This window comes from Vagococcus jeotgali (assembly GCF_035918315.1).
GTDB classification, from domain to species: domain Bacteria; phylum Bacillota; class Bacilli; order Lactobacillales; family Vagococcaceae; genus Vagococcus; species Vagococcus jeotgali.
This window is the reverse complement of sequence record NZ_CP142146.1, coordinates 441,733-460,365: the sequence shown is the minus strand read 5'-3', so window position 1 is coordinate 460,365 and position 18,633 is coordinate 441,733. Positions and strand designations below refer to the sequence as shown.

At 33.2% G+C, this 18,633-nt stretch carries 21 protein-coding genes; 7 read left to right on the top strand and 14 right to left on the bottom strand.

All coding sequences use genetic code 11. From position 1 onward, the window contains the following. Positions 1 to 174: 174 nt before the first annotated feature. The 4 genes from VSF34_RS02385 to VSF34_RS02370 form a co-directional block, all read right to left on the bottom strand. Positions 175 to 747, bottom strand: coding sequence for a hypothetical protein (locus VSF34_RS02385; protein WP_326717504.1), 573 nt, complete (start codon positions 745 to 747; stop codon positions 175 to 177). Between the two features lie 9 nt (positions 748 to 756). Continuing rightward, positions 757 to 1,752 (bottom strand): RluA family pseudouridine synthase, encoded by a 996-nt coding sequence (locus tag VSF34_RS02380; protein WP_326717503.1) that lies wholly within the window; start codon positions 1,750 to 1,752, stop codon positions 757 to 759. A gap of 314 nt (positions 1,753 to 2,066) precedes the next feature. Further along, positions 2,067 to 2,630, bottom strand: coding sequence for a helix-turn-helix domain-containing protein (locus VSF34_RS02375; protein ID WP_326717502.1), 564 nt, complete (start codon positions 2,628 to 2,630; stop codon positions 2,067 to 2,069). Between the two features lie 103 nt (positions 2,631 to 2,733). Then, entirely contained in the window at positions 2,734 to 3,420 is a 687-nt protein-coding gene (locus VSF34_RS02370; RefSeq protein ID WP_326717501.1) for a metal-dependent hydrolase, read from the bottom strand. Positions 3,421 to 3,556: 136 nt separating this feature from the next. Here VSF34_RS02370 and VSF34_RS09940 point away from each other — a divergent pair, with 136 nt between their 5' ends. Continuing rightward, complete coding sequence (locus tag VSF34_RS09940; RefSeq protein WP_370659267.1) at positions 3,557 to 3,997, top strand: integrase core domain-containing protein; 441 nt, start codon at positions 3,557 to 3,559, stop codon at positions 3,995 to 3,997. Between the two features lie 198 nt (positions 3,998 to 4,195). Here the strand turns inward: VSF34_RS09940 and VSF34_RS02355 are convergent, their stop codons facing one another. The 3 genes from VSF34_RS02355 to VSF34_RS02345 all read right to left on the bottom strand — a co-directional run bounded on the left by VSF34_RS02355 (position 4,196) and on the right by VSF34_RS02345 (position 7,428). After that, on the bottom strand, positions 4,196 to 5,473 hold the full coding sequence (locus VSF34_RS02355; protein WP_326716709.1) for an ISL3 family transposase: 1,278 nt from the start codon (positions 5,471 to 5,473) through the stop codon (positions 4,196 to 4,198). Positions 5,474 to 5,857: 384 nt separating this feature from the next. Continuing rightward, positions 5,858 to 6,151 (bottom strand): bacteriocin immunity family protein, encoded by a 294-nt coding sequence (locus tag VSF34_RS02350; RefSeq protein ID WP_326717500.1) that lies wholly within the window; start codon positions 6,149 to 6,151, stop codon positions 5,858 to 5,860. A gap of 95 nt (positions 6,152 to 6,246) precedes the next feature. Beyond that, the gene (locus VSF34_RS02345) at positions 6,247 to 7,428 is read right to left on the bottom strand and encodes a class I SAM-dependent methyltransferase (protein WP_326717499.1); all 1,182 of its coding nucleotides are present in this window, start codon (positions 7,426 to 7,428) and stop codon (positions 6,247 to 6,249) included. Positions 7,429 to 7,687: 259 nt separating this feature from the next. Between VSF34_RS02345 and VSF34_RS02340 the strand changes: the two genes are divergently transcribed. Next, the gene (locus VSF34_RS02340; RefSeq protein ID WP_326717498.1) at positions 7,688 to 8,278 is read left to right on the top strand and encodes a hypothetical protein; all 591 of its coding nucleotides are present in this window, start codon (positions 7,688 to 7,690) and stop codon (positions 8,276 to 8,278) included. Positions 8,279 to 8,437: 159 nt separating this feature from the next. On the opposite strand, the gene truA is transcribed toward VSF34_RS02340, so the two are convergent. Continuing rightward, complete coding sequence (gene truA / locus VSF34_RS02335; protein WP_326718001.1) at positions 8,438 to 9,178, bottom strand: tRNA pseudouridine(38-40) synthase TruA; 741 nt, start codon at positions 9,176 to 9,178, stop codon at positions 8,438 to 8,440. A 91-nt stretch (positions 9,179 to 9,269) separates the two neighbouring features. Here truA and VSF34_RS02330 point away from each other — a divergent pair, with 91 nt between their 5' ends. Next, positions 9,270 to 10,664 (top strand): aldehyde dehydrogenase, encoded by a 1,395-nt coding sequence (locus tag VSF34_RS02330; RefSeq protein WP_326717497.1) that lies wholly within the window; start codon positions 9,270 to 9,272, stop codon positions 10,662 to 10,664. A 92-nt stretch (positions 10,665 to 10,756) separates the two neighbouring features. On the opposite strand, the gene nhaC is transcribed toward VSF34_RS02330, so the two are convergent. The 5 genes from nhaC to rpmG form a co-directional block, all read right to left on the bottom strand. Continuing rightward, positions 10,757 to 12,163: a Na+/H+ antiporter NhaC gene (gene nhaC, locus VSF34_RS02325; protein ID WP_326717496.1), complete on the bottom strand. Its 1,407-nt coding sequence runs from the start codon at positions 12,161 to 12,163 to the stop codon at positions 10,757 to 10,759. Positions 12,164 to 12,506: 343 nt separating this feature from the next. After that, positions 12,507 to 12,959: an alpha/beta hydrolase gene (locus tag VSF34_RS02320; RefSeq protein WP_326717495.1), complete on the bottom strand. Its 453-nt coding sequence runs from the start codon at positions 12,957 to 12,959 to the stop codon at positions 12,507 to 12,509. Positions 12,960 to 13,012: 53 nt separating this feature from the next. Beyond that, a complete protein-coding gene (gene nusG / locus VSF34_RS02315; protein ID WP_326717494.1) occupies positions 13,013 to 13,555 on the bottom strand; it encodes a transcription termination/antitermination protein NusG in 543 nt (180 codons plus the stop codon). 105 nt (positions 13,556 to 13,660) lie between these two features. Next, on the bottom strand, positions 13,661 to 13,837 hold the full coding sequence (gene secE / locus VSF34_RS02310; RefSeq protein ID WP_326717493.1) for a preprotein translocase subunit SecE: 177 nt from the start codon (positions 13,835 to 13,837) through the stop codon (positions 13,661 to 13,663). An 18-nt stretch (positions 13,838 to 13,855) separates the two neighbouring features. Then, positions 13,856 to 14,008 (bottom strand): 50S ribosomal protein L33, encoded by a 153-nt coding sequence (gene rpmG / locus VSF34_RS02305; protein WP_326717492.1) that lies wholly within the window; start codon positions 14,006 to 14,008, stop codon positions 13,856 to 13,858. A gap of 164 nt (positions 14,009 to 14,172) precedes the next feature. Here rpmG and cbpA point away from each other — a divergent pair, with 164 nt between their 5' ends. Continuing rightward, a complete protein-coding gene (gene cbpA, locus VSF34_RS02300) occupies positions 14,173 to 14,820 on the top strand; it encodes a cyclic di-AMP binding protein CbpA (protein ID WP_326717491.1) in 648 nt (215 codons plus the stop codon). Between the two features lie 93 nt (positions 14,821 to 14,913). On the opposite strand, the gene VSF34_RS02295 is transcribed toward cbpA, so the two are convergent. Then, entirely contained in the window at positions 14,914 to 15,432 is a 519-nt protein-coding gene (locus tag VSF34_RS02295; protein WP_326717490.1) for a QueT transporter family protein, read from the bottom strand. A gap of 157 nt (positions 15,433 to 15,589) precedes the next feature. Here VSF34_RS02295 and VSF34_RS02290 point away from each other — a divergent pair, with 157 nt between their 5' ends. The 3 genes from VSF34_RS02290 to VSF34_RS02280 all read left to right on the top strand — a co-directional run bounded on the left by VSF34_RS02290 (position 15,590) and on the right by VSF34_RS02280 (position 18,628). Further along, positions 15,590 to 16,057, top strand: a complete 468-nt coding sequence (locus VSF34_RS02290) for a GNAT family N-acetyltransferase (protein ID WP_326717489.1) — start codon at positions 15,590 to 15,592, stop codon at positions 16,055 to 16,057. 80 nt (positions 16,058 to 16,137) lie between these two features. Beyond that, positions 16,138 to 17,085, top strand: a complete 948-nt coding sequence (locus VSF34_RS02285) for a diacylglycerol/lipid kinase family protein (protein ID WP_326717488.1) — start codon at positions 16,138 to 16,140, stop codon at positions 17,083 to 17,085. 223 nt (positions 17,086 to 17,308) lie between these two features. Beyond that, positions 17,309 to 18,628: an ISL3 family transposase gene (locus VSF34_RS02280; RefSeq protein WP_311873860.1), complete on the top strand. Its 1,320-nt coding sequence runs from the start codon at positions 17,309 to 17,311 to the stop codon at positions 18,626 to 18,628. The last annotated feature ends 5 nt before the right edge of the window (positions 18,629 to 18,633 follow it).

Sequence of the window (18,633 nt, the reverse complement as noted above, 5' to 3'; positions counted from 1 at the left end):
GCACCTTGAAAATTAGATTTTTGGATCTAACTTTCAGGGTGCACTACAAAATTATCTTCTTCTAACGACTCTATTTTATCTGATTTTTAAATACCAACATGATTTCATACAAAGTACTAGTCAGAATAGTATTTAAATTAAGTGACTATCATTCTATCCTGTAAAATATAGTCATTAATTATTTTTTTCTTCTATTTCTTCAACTTTACCATCTAACATATCAATAAATACACTAGTGTTTTGATCTATATTATGATCAAATTCGCAATATTCCCTCAGACCTTGCTTTTCATGAATTTTTTTCAATGTTCTTGGCACCCCAAACAAGGTCATCAAACTATCTAAATACATTTTTTTTCCAACAGGAATAGTCTCAATTTTTTGTTTAATCTCTTTTTTAGTTGCAGGCTGTTCGTAAGGTTCAGTAAACGTCAGCATGGCTTGGCTTGGAACATCATCTTTATAATGAACTTCCAAAACTGCCATATCACGCTCATCATTGCCTATTAGCCATTTAGCATAACTACTACCGATATACTTATTAACAATTAAGGGCTCCCCTAATTCTTCAGTCAAAAATTCAATCGTATTACTTTCTTTTTGTTGATTTAAACTAATATCCTGATAAACTTTCAAAGAAAATTCTTCCATGCTCTCATTATCTGTCACAACCTCTTTTGGTTTTTCACACCCTACTAAAAATAAAACTGCTAGAAAAGTTAACACTATATATTTTATTCTTCCCATAGGCAGCCCTCACTTATTTTTTTGTTTTGTTGTATTTATAAAACTACGGGGAACAGTTGTTTTAAAGGTTAATTTTTCCTTAGTTGTTGGATGGGTGAAAGTAATTGTTGTTGCATGTAATCCTAGTCGTTTTAAAGGATTTGTTTTGGCACTATATTTTTTATCACCAACAATCGGATGACCGATATCTTCCATATGCACTCGTATTTGATTTTTACGCCCTGTATCAAGCCTAACTTCTAACATACTATACTGACCATTTGAACGTCTTTTTTTATAGTGAGTAATCGCTATTTTCCCGCCATTATCTGTTTCATTAGAATAAACTTTAAAGGATTTTGTTTCTTTCAACCATGATTTAATTGTCCCATGATCTTTTTTCAAGTCCCCTTCAACGACAGCCGTGTAAACACGCTCATCTACTAATTCTTTCCAATTATCTTGTAAAGCACGTTTCGTTTTTTCATTTTTTGCAAAAATCATCACACCTGATGTGTCTCTATCTAATCTATGAACGACGTAAATCCTATTTTTAGGATTCTCTTCTTTCACATAATGCATTAATTGTCTATGAGCAGTTGGCTCTATACCATTATCAGTGGCAACAGATAAAATACCAGCATCTTTATTAATAACAATTAAATCATCATCTTCAAATAAAATTTCAATGCCCATTAAGCCATCTTCTTGAATGGCTGCTTGATTACTTTGGATACTCACTACTTGATTAGGCGTTAACATATAATTATGTTTCGTTTCAACAACCCCATCTACCATAACTTGACCTCTTGATAAAATCGCTTTAATAGCATTTCGTCCTTTGCCTTTAATATTTTCTAATAAAAAAGGTAATAAGGTAGTACTTTCTAACACACTATATTTCTCTGCTTTTTGTAATTTATGTTCAAGCTGACTTGACGATTTTTGTACTGACTTATTTGAGTGTTTCTTGTGACTTTTTTTATTTCTTTCCTTACTCATTTGTATCCCAACTTTTCTTGTCATTTTAGTTTCCTCTTAACTTTACCATATTTTTAAGTAAAAACTAATGAATAACAAATGATTTTTCATAATTCATCACAAAAAAAGAAGATGACTCAAAAGCCAACCTCTACTTTGTCTACTTAAATAATTATTCATAGTCAGAATATAAAAAGTCGTATTTACTAAATTAATCTTAGTTAACAAATTCTTTAGACCCTGCTTTTAATCCTACAAAAATAATACCTACCAACAACAAACTATTTAACTTTTGTTTCATCTAAACATCCTTTCAAAGAAAAAAACATACAATATAATATCCATAATTGAACATTATATTATATGTTTTTATATTTAATAACAATATTCATCAAAACATCTTCTGATGAGCTATTAATGTAAGTGTGAGGAAGACCTGAATCAAAGTGAATCGTTTCATATTCCCCAACTTCATATTGCCTTGATCCTACTTCTAAAGTAACATGACCCTTCATAACAGTCAAAATTTCCATCGTCTCCTTAGATTGTTCAGCCTCTCGGTTAATGGATTCTTTTTTTAAACAAACACGGTAAACTTCCATATTATCATCTTGAAAAACTGGCTGTACTTGCCAACCTGTATCCAGATTACTTATCGGTCTTGTCATTGATTGACCAGATGCTTCTGATATATTATTTGAAAAACCAATCAATTTTGTTAATGTGACATCTAGTGCTTTTGATAATTTCCATAAAACATGAATGGTTGGGTTAGAACGACCATTTTCTATGTTACTAATTGTGATGGCACTAACATCTGATAATTCTGCTAATTGACCCATCGTTAAACGACGTGTTTTTCTAATTGTACGTAATGACTTCCCAATATCATCTACCAATTCTTTATTTTCTTTTTCTATCATTTGTATCCTCTTTCCTTCTGTATTTACTAAACTACATAACGGATATAAAAAAAAAACATGTTGGAGAGTGTCACATGATTTTTTCCTATAGCTATATTCTACATTACCACAGCTCCAATTCCTCACCTATTTCCATCACTTCACCAATGCCTTCTGTGACAAGTTCTACAAAAATTTGTGGATTTTGTCTCGTTTTTGGAAATGTATTAAATAGAATTGGAATAACAGCTTTAGCACGAATTAATTCATTAGCGTGAGCTGCCTCAAGTGGACCCATAATATGCCCATCACCAATTGGTAAAAAGGCAACATCAATATTAAACTCATCACCAATTAATTTCATCTCACTGAACTCAGACGTATCTCCTGCATGGTAAATCGTTTTACCTTCACATTCAACGATGTAACCTGATGGCGCTCCAATACAACCTGTACTAGTATCTAATTCATAACCAGAACGATGTTTAGCTGGAACCATCTTCACTCGACCAAAGGGGAAAACACATGAACTACCTTCTACCATAACTTGTGTGTTTTTAACGCCATGTTGTTTTACTAAACAGACTATCTCAGAATTAGAAATAACAGTAGCATCATTTTTTTTAGCAATCTCAATCATGTCGCTTAAACGATTGCCATAAGCATGCGTTATCAAAATATAATCAACAGTAACATCATCAATAATTAAATCTGTCAATTGATCATCAGTAATAAATGGGTCAAACAACAGACGAACATTCTGTCTAGTCTCTACGGATACACTTGAATGTCCATGATATGATATCCTCATCATAAACCCCCTGTATTTGTTTACTGTGGAATATATTTTACACTCTTTATAAACACTTGTCCATAGCTTGAGGCTCTTATAATAAGATTACGGACAAAGTGTTCGATGATATAATCTATTAAAGGAGCTTCTTATTATGACAACTAAAAGATATTCAGAAGAATTTAAACAATCAATGATTTCACTTAAACACAGTGGCCGTTCAGCCACCTCTTTATCAAAGGAATATCACGTTAGTGTCTCTACAATTTGTAAATGGATTCAACAAGATAATCCTAGTAATACTAACGTGTTAGCAGCGAGTGTTATTGACCCATCTAAAATAAAACAATTGGAAACCAAAATTATTCATAGTGATATGAGAAGTCAGTATACAAGCGAATTATTTGAAGAAACTCTCAATCAATTAAACTTAAAACATTCCTATTCTCGTAAAGGAGGTCCTGGTGATAACGCAAGAATAGAAAGTTTCCATTCAATTTTAAAACGTGAATACATTAATTTTCAATGTTTTCAATCCCTTGAAGAAGCGATTCTAGGAATTGATACTTATATTCGTTGGTATAATAAAGATTGAATCTCTTTAGTAGCTTAGTTTTTCAATTTATTATTGAAAGGCTTATTTGATTTTGCCCAAAAAACAGAATGATTCTTCATTTATCTAAATGAGGAATACTAACATCAATTTTAAGGCTCTTCGTCAAATCGTGTTGATATTTAAAAATTGATAAAATAAGGGCATTAGAAGAAGGGGGATTTTTCCTCCTTCTTCTTTTTAATTAAATTGAAATGATTGACCTTGAATAAGGAAAATCCGTCGCTTAAAAGTTAAGAAATTTCGGTAACCATAGGCTGTTCGTTTGATAGCTTTGATTCGGTTGTTAATTCCTTCTAAAAAACCATTTGAATAAGAATAATTTAAAGCATTGGTAACACCTTGCCTGAAGGTTTGGAATGTTTTGAATTTGGCTTTAAATTCCTTAGGAAGCTCATTAGAGATAGAATGAGTTAATTCTAAAAATAAGTCTGAATCCTTTGTTTCATAAGCATATTTTAACTCTTGTATATAATCATATGCGATTTTTATAGTTGAGTTATAGGAAAGAAGTTCTTCAATGACACCAACTTGTGTCATACTTTTATTGAAAAGAGGATAATTACTATATGTAGTGGCACTTAATTGACTAGAGTCTTTTAAAAATAGTTTCCAATATTTTTTTATTCTCCGGTATTGTTTTGCTTCTTCATTATCATAACGTTTTAATTGATTCATTTCTTTTATTCTTAGTTGATTAAAAGAACGATTGATATGCTGAATGATATGGAATCTATCTGTCACAATCTCTGCATGTGGAAATACAGTTTTAAGAAGGCCACCGTAGTTGGCATTCATATCCATGACGAGAAACTTCACTTTTAACCGCTCTTTTCTGGAGTATTTCAGGAAGTACTTAATAAGAGAGAAGAGACGTCTATCTGGTAAAATATCAATAATCTTTTTACTTTCAGCATCAGCACAAATAAAGCTCATACCAGATTGACATGACTTAGTTGATTTAAATTCATCGACACATAGTACTTTTGGTAGATGTTGAAAGTTGGTTAGACAGTGGTTGGTAAAGTCGTATAAAACACGTTGTACCGTGTTATCAGAAACATGATGGAATCTAGCGATCTCTTTTCTTGAACGATCTTCTTTCAAATCTAAGGCGATTTGATACTTTAATGTTTTCGATATATGACAATAGTCATCGACTAACGCAGTATCAGCACTGAATGTTGTATGACATTCTTTACATAGATATCGTTCTCTTTTAAGTTCTAAATAAGTTGTGACCCTATTAAACTCTGGTAGTTGTGTTTTAGTAGTATAAGTACCATTTTTAACACACGTATTCTGATGACAAGAGGGGCATATTCTGTCTGGAGACGTTAGTCTTCCCCTTATTATATTTGAGCGTCTACCTCTAATAGTAGCCTCAGTTAACCAATCTTTTTCAAAAATAATAGATTTGTCTGTTAAATTAAGTAATTTTCTAGTATGATTATCCATGGGAACATCCTCCTAATAATTTGGTTTTTGTCGACTTTATTTTATCATGTTTGGATGTTCCTTTTTGTATTTAAAAACAAAAAATCGTATTAATGGAAACTATCCATCAACACGATTTATTATAGACCCAATTTTAAATCGATTTGATTGTCAGGAATAATCGCTTGCACACCAAATTGGTCATCTCGCGTTTCTTTTGTTTAGTCTTTTTTTGCTAGTACATTGGTTGTTAGTGTTAAACACATACTAAGTATTACCCCAAGACTCCACAATAATCTTTGTCTTCTCACACCCATCACCTCTTCATATAATAAATTCTTAATATACATGAAATTAAAAAAAATAGATAAATGAACACCTCGCTCATTTATCTATTTTTTTGTATTAATATCCAAATCTTAAATTATTAATTGATAATAATTGCTTTAATTGGTCTGATACTTCATCTGATAAGGACAGTTGATAATCATCTAGACATGATGATATATCCATCGCCATACGACTGAGTATTGTAGGTGTTGCCTCTTTTGAAGTCGATAAGGTTGTATGATACTGCTGTAGAACACGCTTTAGGGGTGCTAGTTGCTTTGTGTTTAGTTCAGGTAAAATCAAACTAATTTGATTTAGAGCCTCTTGCTTTAAATCCCCACTTGATTGATACCATTTTCTTCCAGCCATAGTGTACGCCCTCCTTTAGTCTCATTTTTCACTATTATACTTTAAATCTAAAAAAAGAGTCAATGACACAGCTAATGTCAGTGGCTCTTTTTGAATTAAATCATATATTCACGAGTTAATGGTAAGTCGTTATTAGTACCCTTTGTCATTAAATATTGCATTAAATCAATATGACCTGAAGCAAATGAACCGGCTGATGCTTGTAAGTACAAGTCCCACATGCGAATAAATCGCTCGTCTTTTGTTTGGCGTATGACTGGCAACTGTTCATGGAAATTTTTTGTCCAGTGTTCTAATGTTTTTTGATAATGACGTCGTAAACTTTCTAAATCTACTAATTGTAAATTATTTTCAGTAATTGAGGTGACCATCTCAGGAAGCCCTGGCATATAACCTCCTGGGAAGATGTATTTTTCAAAGAATGAGTTAGTCCCGCCTTTTTTCTGACCTGTAATACCTTGAATTAAGGCCTCACCTTTTGGTACTAAAAGACGTTCAATAGTTTTAAAATAAATAGATAAATTTTCTTTTCCAACGTGTTCTACCATACCAACACTTGAAATTTTATCAAAAGCCTCACTAGGAAGATCACGATAATCCATTAAATGAACTGTCACTTTATCTTCTAGACCTTCTGCTTTAATTTTTTCTGATATATAGTCAAATTGCTCTTCACTTAGAGTAATACCTGTAGACGTTGCACCGTATTCTTTAGCAGCAGTAAAAATAAGCGTTCCCCAACCACAACCAATATCAAGGAATGTTTCACCGTTCTTCAAGTTTAGTTTATTTAAAATATGGTGAACCTTATCAATCTGAGCTTGCTCTAGGCTTGTATCTTCTGTTTTAAAATAAGCACCTGAGTAGGTCATAGATGGATCTAACCATAATTTGTAAAAGTCATTACCAATATCATAGTGAGCTTCAATATATTTTTTTGATTCTTTTTTAGAATGAGTTAATTTTTTAGGTAGGAAATTACCAAATTTGTGGTTTTTCATAAAGTATTGACTATGTTCAAAGGCTGTACAAATGACTCGCTCAAGTTCAAGCTCATCACCGCCTTCTAAATCAATTTTTTTATCCATATAAGCCTCACCTAAAATGATAGATGGATCAGACAAAACTTCTTTCACTGGTAATTCTTTATTAAACACTAGGGTGAAGTCTGGGGTGTTTTTCCCATAATTTTCTGTTGTTCCATCCCAGTATTTCACTGTAAACGACATACCAAACGCATTTTTAAAAACTGTTTTATAAAATTGTTTCGTTAACATAAATAACTCTCCCTGTTTATTTTTTGTGTGTTTTTAACCAATAACCATTGATTAACCTCTATAATAACCAGTTTACCCTCTTTTTATTCCAATACCAATTAAAAAGAATCATATAAAACGAATATATATTCAGTTTTTTTGAGAGATATGTCACATTAAGATTGTTATAAAATAAACATCATACTAACAACGGAGCACGTCTTTTCTGTATTAAATGGATCCAAGATGATATAATGAATAAAAAATAGGGGGAGATATTATGAAAAAATCGAAACTGCTTATGCTAACAAGTGCTGCGCTTCTTTTAACAACTCTTGCAGGCTGTTCTTCAACAAAAGATAAAGATGGTGCCAAAGACACAAGTGCTTCATCTAGTGTGGTAGCAAATACTGAAGATAGTAAAGAAGAAACAAAAGGGGATGCTAAAGGAGATACTTTTGATCAAACGACTCAAATGGCATCAACAAGTGTTGCTAATATTCAGTTTAAAGACAACTTTTCTGTGCCAGAAAAAGATGCAGATGGTCATGCTATGGGATTTGTTCTTGAAGTGACCAACTTAACAGGTGAGCCTGTCAAAGCTTATGATTTAATCGAGCAGTCTGTGACTTTCTTACAAGAAGACGGGGATACTCATAAACAATTGACGCCTGCTAAATTGACAGATGATAGTAAATTTAATAAAGATATCAAAAAAGAGGAAGATATGATGATTGATAAAGATAATACAGAGAGCATCATGTATATTGTCAATGTTGATGATAGCGAAGGATCTGTGATGATTTCACTTGGTGAAAATAACACAACAGACAAACCTGTTATCTCATTTGCCATTCCAAGTGCTGAATAAAATTAAAAAATGAATCTTTATGGCTACATGCCTTTTAAGATTCATTTTTATTTACCCTATTAAATTAATAATACTAAATATGATATACGACAAATTTAAAAATTTGTCGTATATCATATTCTTCGGATTAAAGGGTTAATGATTATTTATCTAAGTAGTTTAAGAATAATAAACCTCATCTAAAAATAATCCTTGTGCAGGAATCGTCTCTCCAGCATCTTGACGGACTTTTTGCTCAAATATCTCATCAATCGACTCTACAGGACGCTTGCCTGAACCAATCTCAAGAAGCGTTCCCATGATAATACGTACCATGTTATAAAGAAACCCATCTCCTGTAATAGACACTTCTAATAAATCACCTTTTTGATTAATCTTGATCTCCTCAATCGTACGAACAGTGGATTTCTTTGTCTTTTTAAGAGAAGAAAACCCTAGAAAATCATGTTTACCTACTAATTTCTCACAGGCTTGATTCATTTTATCTAAATCAAGTCTTGTCGGATAATGATAACTATATCCTCGCGCAAATGCTGAAGGAATTTTATTTGTCCAGACTTGGTAAGTATACGTTTTACCAGTGGCATTGTATCTTGCATGAAACCTATCGCTAACATCTTTCACTTCTTTAATGACAATATCTTGTGGCAGGTAGCGATTTAAAAACTCAATCATCTCACCTGTGCTTAATTCACTTTCCGTTTTAAAATTTGCCACTTGGCCTTTTGCATGAGCTCCTGAATCTGTCCGACCTGAGCCAATGATCTCAATTTTTTCACCTGTCATTTGATGGATGATATTTTCTATTTTCCCTTGAATGGTTTTATCGCTATCGCCTAGACGTTGCCAACCTAAATAACGCTTACCATCATACTCGATGGTTAATTTTATATTTCGCATGTTTTTCTCCTTAATATCTGTCTTACTGTCACTGTATGGTATCATAGAAATGCCCCTAAGAAAATCAAAAAAAGTAAAGTGAGGGATTTTGATGACGACATTAACCAAACAAGACATACAAACTTTATTAACTAGCCAACATAACTTTTTCAATACGAATCAAACTAAAAGCTATGATTTTCGTATGACTCAACTTGATTTACTAAAACAAGGGATTATACGTTTTGAGCCACAACTCCTCACAGCACTTGAGCAAGACTTAGGCAAAAGTGCTACTGAAGCCTTTGTAACAGAAATCGGAATTGTATTAAGTAGTATCAGTCATGTGATGAAGAACTTGCACAAATGGATGACACCTGAAGTCGTCAAAACAGAATTGTTTATGCAACCAGGAAAAAGTATCATTTACAAAGAACCACTAGGATCAGTTTTAATTATCGGACCATTTAATTATCCTATTCAAACGACACTAGAGCCTTTAATTGGTGCAATTGCTGCTGGAAATTGTGCAGTAATTAAGCCCTCAGAACTCACACCAAACGTCTCACAAGTCCTAAAAGAGATGTTAGCAAGTTTATTCCCTGATTTTTATATCAGTGTCATTTTAGGTGAAGTGAGAGAAACAACTTTATTGTTAGATGAAGCTTTTGATTTTATCTTTTTTACAGGTAGTCCAACTGTTGGCAAAATTGTCATGACAGCTGCTTCTAAGCACTTAACGCCAGTCTGTTTAGAGCTTGGTGGGAAAAGTCCAGTGATTGTGGATAAAACAGCAAATATCCCACTAACAGCCCAGAGAATTGTCTGGGGCAAATTTTTAAATACGGGTCAAACGTGTGTCGCTCCTGATTACTGCTTAGTTGATTCCAAGGTTAAAGATGAGTTAATCGCTGAAATGATTCATGTTATAGAAAACTTTTACGGTAAACATGCAGTAAATAGTCCTGATTATGGTCACATTGTGAATAGCAAACAATTTGATAGGCTAAACACATTATTGAATGATAATGAAGATAAGATTATTTTTGGTGGCAAAGTAGATAGAGATAAGCTTTTTATAGCCCCTACTATGATGGATCACGTGTCACTAGATGATACGGTTATGTCTGAAGAGATCTTTGGCCCAATTTTACCGATTATAGAAATAAATAACCTAGATGACGCCATTGATATCATTAAAGATGGTGAAAAACCACTAGCGCTTTATTTATTTACTAAAAGTAAAGAAAATGAAACCAGAGTGATACATGAGGTATCCTTTGGCTCTGGCGCTATTAACGCAACCGTCTTACAAGTCAGTAGTCGATTTTTACCATTTGGCGGAGTAGGTCAATCTGGTATGGGTCATTATCACGGGAAATACTCGTTTGATTTATTTTCTCACTCAAAAAGCATCTTAAAAAAATACCCATTTAAAGATTTAACATGTATTGTTAATCCACCGTTTAAAAACAAACTAAAGCTATTTAAACGTTACTTTAAATAAAATAATTTCACCAAAAAAGTCCCAATAGAAACCCCCTTCAAATTAGGTTTTGACGGGGGTTCTACTCTTTATATTCATTTAATACTAAAAAACTAGTTATGACTTACACTAGTTTCTCTCACCATAATCTCTGGTTCAACATGTTTCACACCAATCCCTGTGACAGCACTCACAATAGAGAAAACTGGAGACAATAAACTAAAGAAAACAAATGGTAGGTATTCTATAGTAGGAACTCCAAATGTCCCTGCAACAAAACTTCCTGCAATGCCCCATGGTATTAAGTAGTTAATCACTGTTCCACCGTCTTCAAGTGTACGACTTAAGACAACAGGAGCAAGACCTACTCGTTTAAATTCATTTTTAAACGCATCACCTGGTAAAATCACAGATAATAACTGTTCCCCTACAAAAATATTAATCCCAATACTTGAGAAAAGACTGACGATAATTAACTGTGCTGATGATGTTAATTTTCTTGCTACTGCATCAATAACTGTTGATACTAATCCTGCTTTCATGAGTAAACCACCAAGCGATAAGGTTAAAATAATAAGTAATACGGTAAACGTCATACTATTAATCCCGCCACGAGTCAGTAATAAATCCACTTGTTCATGCCCTGTGTGAGAGACAAAACCATTTTCAATGACTGAGGCCATCTCTACTGGATTAAACCCACCTTGTTGAATAATAATCATCACAACAGCAACAACTACGTTTAATAAGATAGTCACAATAGCAGGTACTTTTTTCCAAGCACAAACTAACATCAACACAATAGGAACCAGTGCCCATACTGAAATATTAAAATTAGCTTCTAACACATTAATCACTTCTTGTACGTCACCAAGTTGCGTCGCCTGGGTATTTGTTCCTAGAACTGCAAACAAGATAAGAGATACAACAAAGGCTGGAATGGTTGACCACATCATGTTTTTAATATGATCGAAAAGGTCAGCACCTACAACGGCTGAGGCTAAGTTAGTAGACTCTGATAGAGGTGACATCTTATCACCAAAAATCGAACCAGAAGCAATAGCACCAACGACTAGAGCTGGATTTAACCCTAATGTTGCTCCGATACCAAAAAAGGCGATTCCAACTGTTGACATCACAGTAAAGGCACTCCCTACTGCACTACCAACCACCGCACAAACAATAAAAACAGAAGGGACAAACCATTTCACACTAAGAAGTTTAAAGCCAACAACCATCAGTGTCGGAATAATACCAGCTTGAATCCAAACTGCAATCAAAGCTCCTACTAGTAAAAAAATAAATATCGGAATAATCCCAGGTTTTAACCCTCTGACAATCCCCTCATTAATCCGCTCCAGAGGCATACGCTTTATCGCCATGTACCCCATCGTAATCGCTATAGCAAACAACACCACCACATTAGGTGAAATCTTTAGGGCAATCACTCCAACTGAAATACTTAATAAAATAATAATCAACACAATACTTGCTTCTAACAAACTAATTTTCTTTTTCATTTATTTTTCCTCATTTCTTATAGTTAAATCTGGCTCACTATAAGAAACAATATCGTATCATCCCACCACAACTCATAACAATCTCTCCTTTTTATATAAAAAAAAGAAACTCCCCCTTAAATCATAAGGGCGAATTTCTTCACGGTACCACCTTAATTAAATACAATACGTATCTATCTCTAAAGTTATTTAAATGTTTTGAAAATTTAGTGTAATTCAGCAAATAAGCTGGACCGATTTGCAGCAACCACCGGATTTCTAAACGCAATACTTATTACCTACTGTCTAAATTCGTTTATCTTGTGACTCATCATAACCACTTGTTTTTTAAAAGTCAACTCTTTTATTTCGAGTATAAAAATTCACTAACTTTTTTATCTACTTCTGTGTTTTCATGTAAAGCACTATGTCCTGCACCTTGACCTTCTACAACCATGTATTGTGTTTCATTTCCGTTATTTTTTAGCATATGATGTACAGATAGCGCACTGCTTAAAGGGACAGTCCCATCACTTTGGTCATCCTCACTTAGAGCACCACCAATTAATAAGACTTCCGTTTCTTTTGACATATTAGGAATTTCAGCTTGGTACAAAATAAATCGTTCACTTTCTTCTGTTGGGCCATTTTTTAATAACTCATCCAAATTTTGGTCATCAAATGTATCTATGAAATCATTGAAAGGTGATCCTATAGCAACAAATTTTTTAATGACAGGTCGATCTGAGTTGATTGGTGTTTGAGTCAGTAACCTCAACCCACTAACACCACCCATAGAATGACCTACTATATTCACTTCTGATACACCGTTGTATATAAAAAAAGACGAGATTTCTCCCGCCTTCGCTATTATAGTTTGTCAACTTGATCAAAATCAAGCTCAGTACTTGTTTCACGACCAAACATATCGATATTTACTTTTAGTTTTTGTTTCTCTAAGTCGATTTCTGTAATCTCACCAGTTAAACCAGAGAAAGCTCCTTCTGTAATAGTTACTGTTTCACCCATTTCAACATCAAGCTCAACTAAACGTTTACTCATACCTAATTCACCTAAAATGTGTGTGACTTCCTCATCAAGTAACGGGGCAGGCTTACTACCAGCACCGTGAGAGCCTACAAATCCAGTAACGCCTGGTGTGTTACGTACCACGTACCATGAGTCATCTGTCATCGTCATCTCAACTAACACATAACCTGGAAATGTTTTTTTAGATGATACTTTTTCTTTTCCATTTTTTACTTCACGCTCTTCTTGTTCTGGCACAACTACTCTAAAAATAAAGTCTTCCATCCCCATGCTTTGAGCACGTGATTCGATATTTGTTTTTACTTTGTTTTCATAACCTGAATATGTATGTAAAACATACCAGTGTCTTTCAAATGATTCCATGGAATTTGACCATCCTTTTCATGATAAAATAAAAAAACTTCAGTCATCCGAAGTTTTTCCTGTTTTGCTTAGTATAACATCTTAGCTGATATCTTTCTAGTTATTCTAGAAACCTTTTAGAGCAATTGTTGAAATTTTTAGTAAGACATAATCTACAATGGCAAAGAAAATAGCATAAAGAATCGTTGTTTGAATAACAGTAATCACGTCTTTAACTAATTTTTTACGTGTTGGCCATGTCACTAATTTCATTTCTTGTGCGACACTTTTAAAAAATTTCATTTCACATTTCCTCCTGAACTACTTTGTTTCGTGATGTTTAGTATGTTTTTTGCAATATTTGCAAAACTTATTTACTTCTAGTCGCTCTGTACGATTACTATCATTAACTGCTTTTGAGTAATTTCTAGATCCACAAACAGAACAAGCTAGGGCTGATTTTTTTTGTGCCAAGAGTATAAACCTCCCACTCTATTAATAACCTCTTGAGTATACCTGTTAGCTAAGCTTCTGTCAATTAAGTAACCAAAAAAATAAGACTTAGATTGTGCTTTTATTTCTACTAAATATTATGGTATTATGAGAGTATCATCAAAGAATGAAGGGAGTTTATTTATATGCTAATCGAATCAGTTTGTATTCCAAAAAGACAACTAACAACAGTCAGCGAATCTTGTACGTTAGAGGATGCTCTTAATATTTTAGAAGAGTCAGGTTTTCGTTGTGTCCCTGTTTTAGATGAAACAGGAAAATTTTTCAGAGGTAACATTTATAAAATGCATATTTATCGTCACAAAGCTAATGGTGGTGACATGACTTTACCTGTGACTCACTTAATTAAAAATGCTACAAAATTTATCCATTTAAACTCATCTTTCTTTAAGGTTTTCTTCACAATCAAAGAATTACCTTATATTGCAGTTTTGGATAGCAACAATCAATTTTTCGGAATACTAACTCATAGTAGCTTGTTAAACATTCTATCTCAATCATGGAATGTCAACGAAGGACGCTTCGCATTAACAATTGCTTCTACTGGTAAAAAAGGTGATTTAGCTCTAATGACTAAGATCATCTCAAAACACTCTGAAATTGTTAGCTGTATCACACTGGATGTAGGTCGTGATGAGTACATTAGACGTACCATCATTACTTTACCTGCTAAAACAGATAAAGAAACCTGTGATGAAATTGTGGCTTCTCTGAACAAAAAAGATTTCCACGTTGCTGCAGTTGAGGATTTACAACAAGAATTTAAAAAATAACGTGAAAAGAAAAAAGGCTGACCTGTTAAGGTTAGCCTTTTTATGTTGATGGTACATAACGATTTAAAAATCACCTTTTAAAAATCACCTTGGTTAAAATCTATTAAAATGAACTGATTTATTAATGTAATACATTACTGGTGCTGATATAGCCATCATGATGAATTCACTTAAAAATAGCGTGCCATATGTCACCCAGAAAAAGTGTGACCCAACTGCAAAACCTGATAACATACAGATCATAATCGCAATTAGAACCATACTAATTGAGAAGACAAGGGTATTAATCGCTAAACGTATTTTCGCACTTTTAACATATTTTGCTGACCATGCTGTAATGCTTAAAGCAATCAGTGTTTGGCCTCCTCCAAATAGGACATCCATTAGTCCTCCTTGTGAGAAAAATAAGTTAAACATCACGACACCAGCCAACACGCCCCATAATAATTTTTTATTAAAGACGACTAAATGATTTAAACTCTCTGAGATTCTAAGTTGAATAGCTCCTTGAGAGAGTGGTGCTATCACTAAAGTTAAAACCACATAAAGAGCGGCAATCATGGCATTAACAATTAGTGTTGATGTTTTTGATGCTGTTTTTTGATTTTCCATGTATTTTTTTCTCCCTTCCTAGTTTTGATGTCGCAGGATGGTACGAACGAACTGCGGTTATGAACATAACGATATCATACTACTCTCTTAAAGATACTTTGTCAAAATTTTTTGGTATAATCAGAGATAGATAACTGTTTTTTTAGGAGGCTTAATCATGACGTTTCAAATAAAACCTGTCACAATTTGTGACACTACCCACTTAGATTTATTGCTTGAGGCAGACCCTAATATCCAGTTAATTGAAAGTTATTTAGAACATGGTTATCTGTTTGAAGCTATTTTAAATGATAAAATAGTAGGTATCATCTCACTTAGTCTAACAAATAAAACAACCCTTGAAGTGAATAACATCTCTGTTCACTCAACTTATCAAAATCAAGGGATTGGATTAAATTTACTAGCTTTTGCCGATGAATTCGCTAGAGAACATCATTGCAAGTGGCTAGATATCTTTACTGGATCAACTAGTATTGGGCAACTCTATTTGTACCAAAAACATGGTTTTAGAATCGTTTATGTGGATTCTGATTATTTTATTCGTCATTATTCTGAAAACATTTATGAAAATGGGATTCATTTACAAGATAGAATAGCTTTAAGAAAAGAACTATCTAACATTTAAGATTATGTATGATAGAAAAATCACGACTTTTTAGCTTTTTTTTGATATATTACTTGTATTGTTATTAAAGGAGTCACTACATGAAAAACATAACCTTACACCTTCTTGTAAATAGACAAGCCGGTGCTGGTAAGGGTGCTGATTATTATAAAGAGGTGACTCGTCACCTAAACAAAGAACACATTACTTACCAAACTTATTTTACTGAATATGCAGGACATGAGAAAGAAATTATTGCAAGTTTGCTTCCATTTACTTTAAAAGAATGGGATTCTTCTATTAAAAATTTCCCCTTGTTAGTTGTCATAGGTGGAGATGGCACTCTGCATGAAGTCGTCAACGCATTAGTTGATTATCCAAATATCCCTGTTGGTTACTTACCTGGAGGCTCTGGCAATGACTTTGCTCGTGGTATTGGTATGTCTAGGAAGATTAAGCACTCACTTAAGCAGTTATTACATGCCACACAACCTTCTCCTATTAATTTGATGAAGGCAACTGAGGTTCATACAAAACAGTCTAGACTTATTTTAAATAATGTAGGTCTTGGCTTAGATGCTAAAATTGTGGCAACAGCTAATCAATCAAAAGCAAAACATATTTTAAATAATTTAAAATTAGGATCTCTAGCTTACATAAGTGCTGCTTTTTCATCTGTTGTAAAACAACCTTCTTATCCATTGACCATTTCTACGGAAACTAGTGGGAAAACTTTTGAAGATGCCTATCTTTGTACCACAACAAACCATCCTTATTTTGGTGGAGGCGTGGCGATTGACCCAACAGCCTCACCTTTTACAGAAGATATTCATTTGATTGTAGTGGAAAAGATTCCACCTATGCAACTGCTTTGGTTGGTCATGCAATTATTTGCTAAGAATCATCTAAATTCAAAACATGTTCATCGTTTTATCGGCCCAAACCTATCTGTTCACTGCCAGACCCCCCAAGAAGGACAAGCAGATGGTGAAGTTTTAGGCCAACATGATTTTAACTTACAATTTGAAACAACCTCAAGACTCTTCTGACCATAACATGGTGAAGAAAAAGGCGATTTGCTCTTAGCAACTGGTCATTATAGACAAAAAAAACATGAAGCCGCTTATCAGCTTCATGTTTTTTTGGTTGTATAATTTTTGATGTGGATGAAGAAATTCATTCGCATCTATTTTTTTTCAAAATAATAGAAACATACGAACTTTCCCGTTAAAATTAAAGTGACCAAACCAAATTTTAGAAAGGAAGATTCGTATGTCCCATAACCATTGTATTCGACTATCGCTAGATTTAAAAGATAAAAATATTTATTTCGATTCTATTTTTTGTGAGGAACAGCTTATTAAAGGGATAAGATCCAAGATTTATAAAGGTATTCTTACTTACACTCCTTCGGCTTGTCCTTGTTGTGGCATTAAAAATGAACAATTTTCTATTGTGAAAAATGGGTTTATTTCTTCTCGAATAAAGTGGTTAAGTGTGGCTCACTACCCAACCTATCTTTTATTAAAGAAACAGAGATTCCTTTGTCGTCATTGTGACTCCTCTTTTCTAGCTGAATCTTCAGAAATTGAGAAACATTGTTTTATCGCTAAAAGAGTGAAGCAATCAATTCTTATTGAGTTAAGTGATGCTATCTCGTTTAAAGATTTAGCTAAAAGACATTTTGTTTCATCAACAACGATTAATAGAATTTTAGTATCTGGTGGTAAAGACTTATCTAATCAATTTTTATATTTACCTCAAAACCTTTGTTTTGATGAATTTACTTCGGTTAAAAACAATAGTGGCAAGTACAGTTTTATTTACTCTGATTCCTCTACACACCAAATTATCGATATTCTCATTGATAATAAAAAGCTAACACTAGAGAAACACTTTCTTAAGTACTCTCTAAAGGTTCGTCGCCAAGTAAAAACAATTGTCGTTGATATGAATGCAGCCTATTTTAAATTAGCCAAAAGGCTATTTCCTAATGCTGAGGTGATTATTGATCGCTTTCACTTAGTTCAACTTATCAGTCGCTCTTTAAACATAACTAGAATTAAGACGATGAATCGTTATCGCACATCGAATGTAACTGACATGAAAAATTATCGAAAACTAAAAAAATATTGGAAACTCTTTTTAAAAGATTCTAATGAATTGAATTATACAGATTATCGTTATCAGCGTTTATTTAAGAGTATTTTACCTGAAACAGATGTCATGGATTATTTACTTAGCTTAAACAAAGAGTTATCAGAAACTTATAAACTTTATCAAGAACTATTATACTGTAGTAAAAACAATGATTTTGACACTTTTTCTGATCTATTATTATTAGCTAACGAAGATATCTCTATTCCAATGAAAACCTCGATTCGAACACTAAAGAAGCATTTACCAAGAATTGAAAACACCTTTAAATACGCTTATTCAAATGGTTGTTTAGAAGGTTCCATAAACAAAATTAAATTAATCAAACGAATAGCTTACGGCTATAGAAATTTTCAGAACTATAAATACAGAATTTTACTTAGTTTTAAAGACAAACAAAAAAGCAGCAAAAACCATTCGGTTTCTGCTGCCTAAATTCA

Coding starts and splice junctions, on each gene's coding strand:
- VSF34_RS02385 (WP_326717504.1), bottom strand. CDS start 747: ATGGGAAGAATAAAATATATAGTGTTAACTTTTCTAGCAGTTTTATTT.
- VSF34_RS02380 (WP_326717503.1), bottom strand. CDS start 1,752: ATGACAAGAAAAGTTGGGATACAAATGAGTAAGGAAAGAAATAAAAAA.
- VSF34_RS02375 (WP_326717502.1), bottom strand. CDS start 2,630: ATGATAGAAAAAGAAAATAAAGAATTGGTAGATGATATTGGGAAGTCA.
- VSF34_RS02370 (WP_326717501.1), bottom strand. CDS start 3,420: ATGAGGATATCATATCATGGACATTCAAGTGTATCCGTAGAGACTAGA.
- VSF34_RS09940 (WP_370659267.1), top strand. CDS start 3,557: ATGACAACTAAAAGATATTCAGAAGAATTTAAACAATCAATGATTTCA.
- VSF34_RS02355 (WP_326716709.1), bottom strand. CDS start 5,473: ATGGATAATCATACTAGAAAATTACTTAATTTAACAGACAAATCTATT.
- VSF34_RS02350 (WP_326717500.1), bottom strand. CDS start 6,151: ATGGCTGGAAGAAAATGGTATCAATCAAGTGGGGATTTAAAGCAAGAG.
- VSF34_RS02345 (WP_326717499.1), bottom strand. CDS start 7,428: ATGTTAACGAAACAATTTTATAAAACAGTTTTTAAAAATGCGTTTGGT.
- VSF34_RS02340 (WP_326717498.1), top strand. CDS start 7,688: ATGAAAAAATCGAAACTGCTTATGCTAACAAGTGCTGCGCTTCTTTTA.
- truA (WP_326718001.1), bottom strand. CDS start 9,178: ATGCGAAATATAAAATTAACCATCGAGTATGATGGTAAGCGTTATTTA.
- VSF34_RS02330 (WP_326717497.1), top strand. CDS start 9,270: ATGACGACATTAACCAAACAAGACATACAAACTTTATTAACTAGCCAA.
- nhaC (WP_326717496.1), bottom strand. CDS start 12,163: ATGAAAAAGAAAATTAGTTTGTTAGAAGCAAGTATTGTGTTGATTATT.
- nusG (WP_326717494.1), bottom strand. CDS start 13,555: ATGGAATCATTTGAAAGACACTGGTATGTTTTACATACATATTCAGGT.
- secE (WP_326717493.1), bottom strand. CDS start 13,837: ATGAAATTTTTTAAAAGTGTCGCACAAGAAATGAAATTAGTGACATGG.
- cbpA (WP_326717491.1), top strand. CDS start 14,173: ATGCTAATCGAATCAGTTTGTATTCCAAAAAGACAACTAACAACAGTC.
- VSF34_RS02295 (WP_326717490.1), bottom strand. CDS start 15,432: ATGGAAAATCAAAAAACAGCATCAAAAACATCAACACTAATTGTTAAT.
- VSF34_RS02290 (WP_326717489.1), top strand. CDS start 15,590: ATGACGTTTCAAATAAAACCTGTCACAATTTGTGACACTACCCACTTA.
- VSF34_RS02285 (WP_326717488.1), top strand. CDS start 16,138: ATGAAAAACATAACCTTACACCTTCTTGTAAATAGACAAGCCGGTGCT.
- VSF34_RS02280 (WP_311873860.1), top strand. CDS start 17,309: ATGTCCCATAACCATTGTATTCGACTATCGCTAGATTTAAAAGATAAA.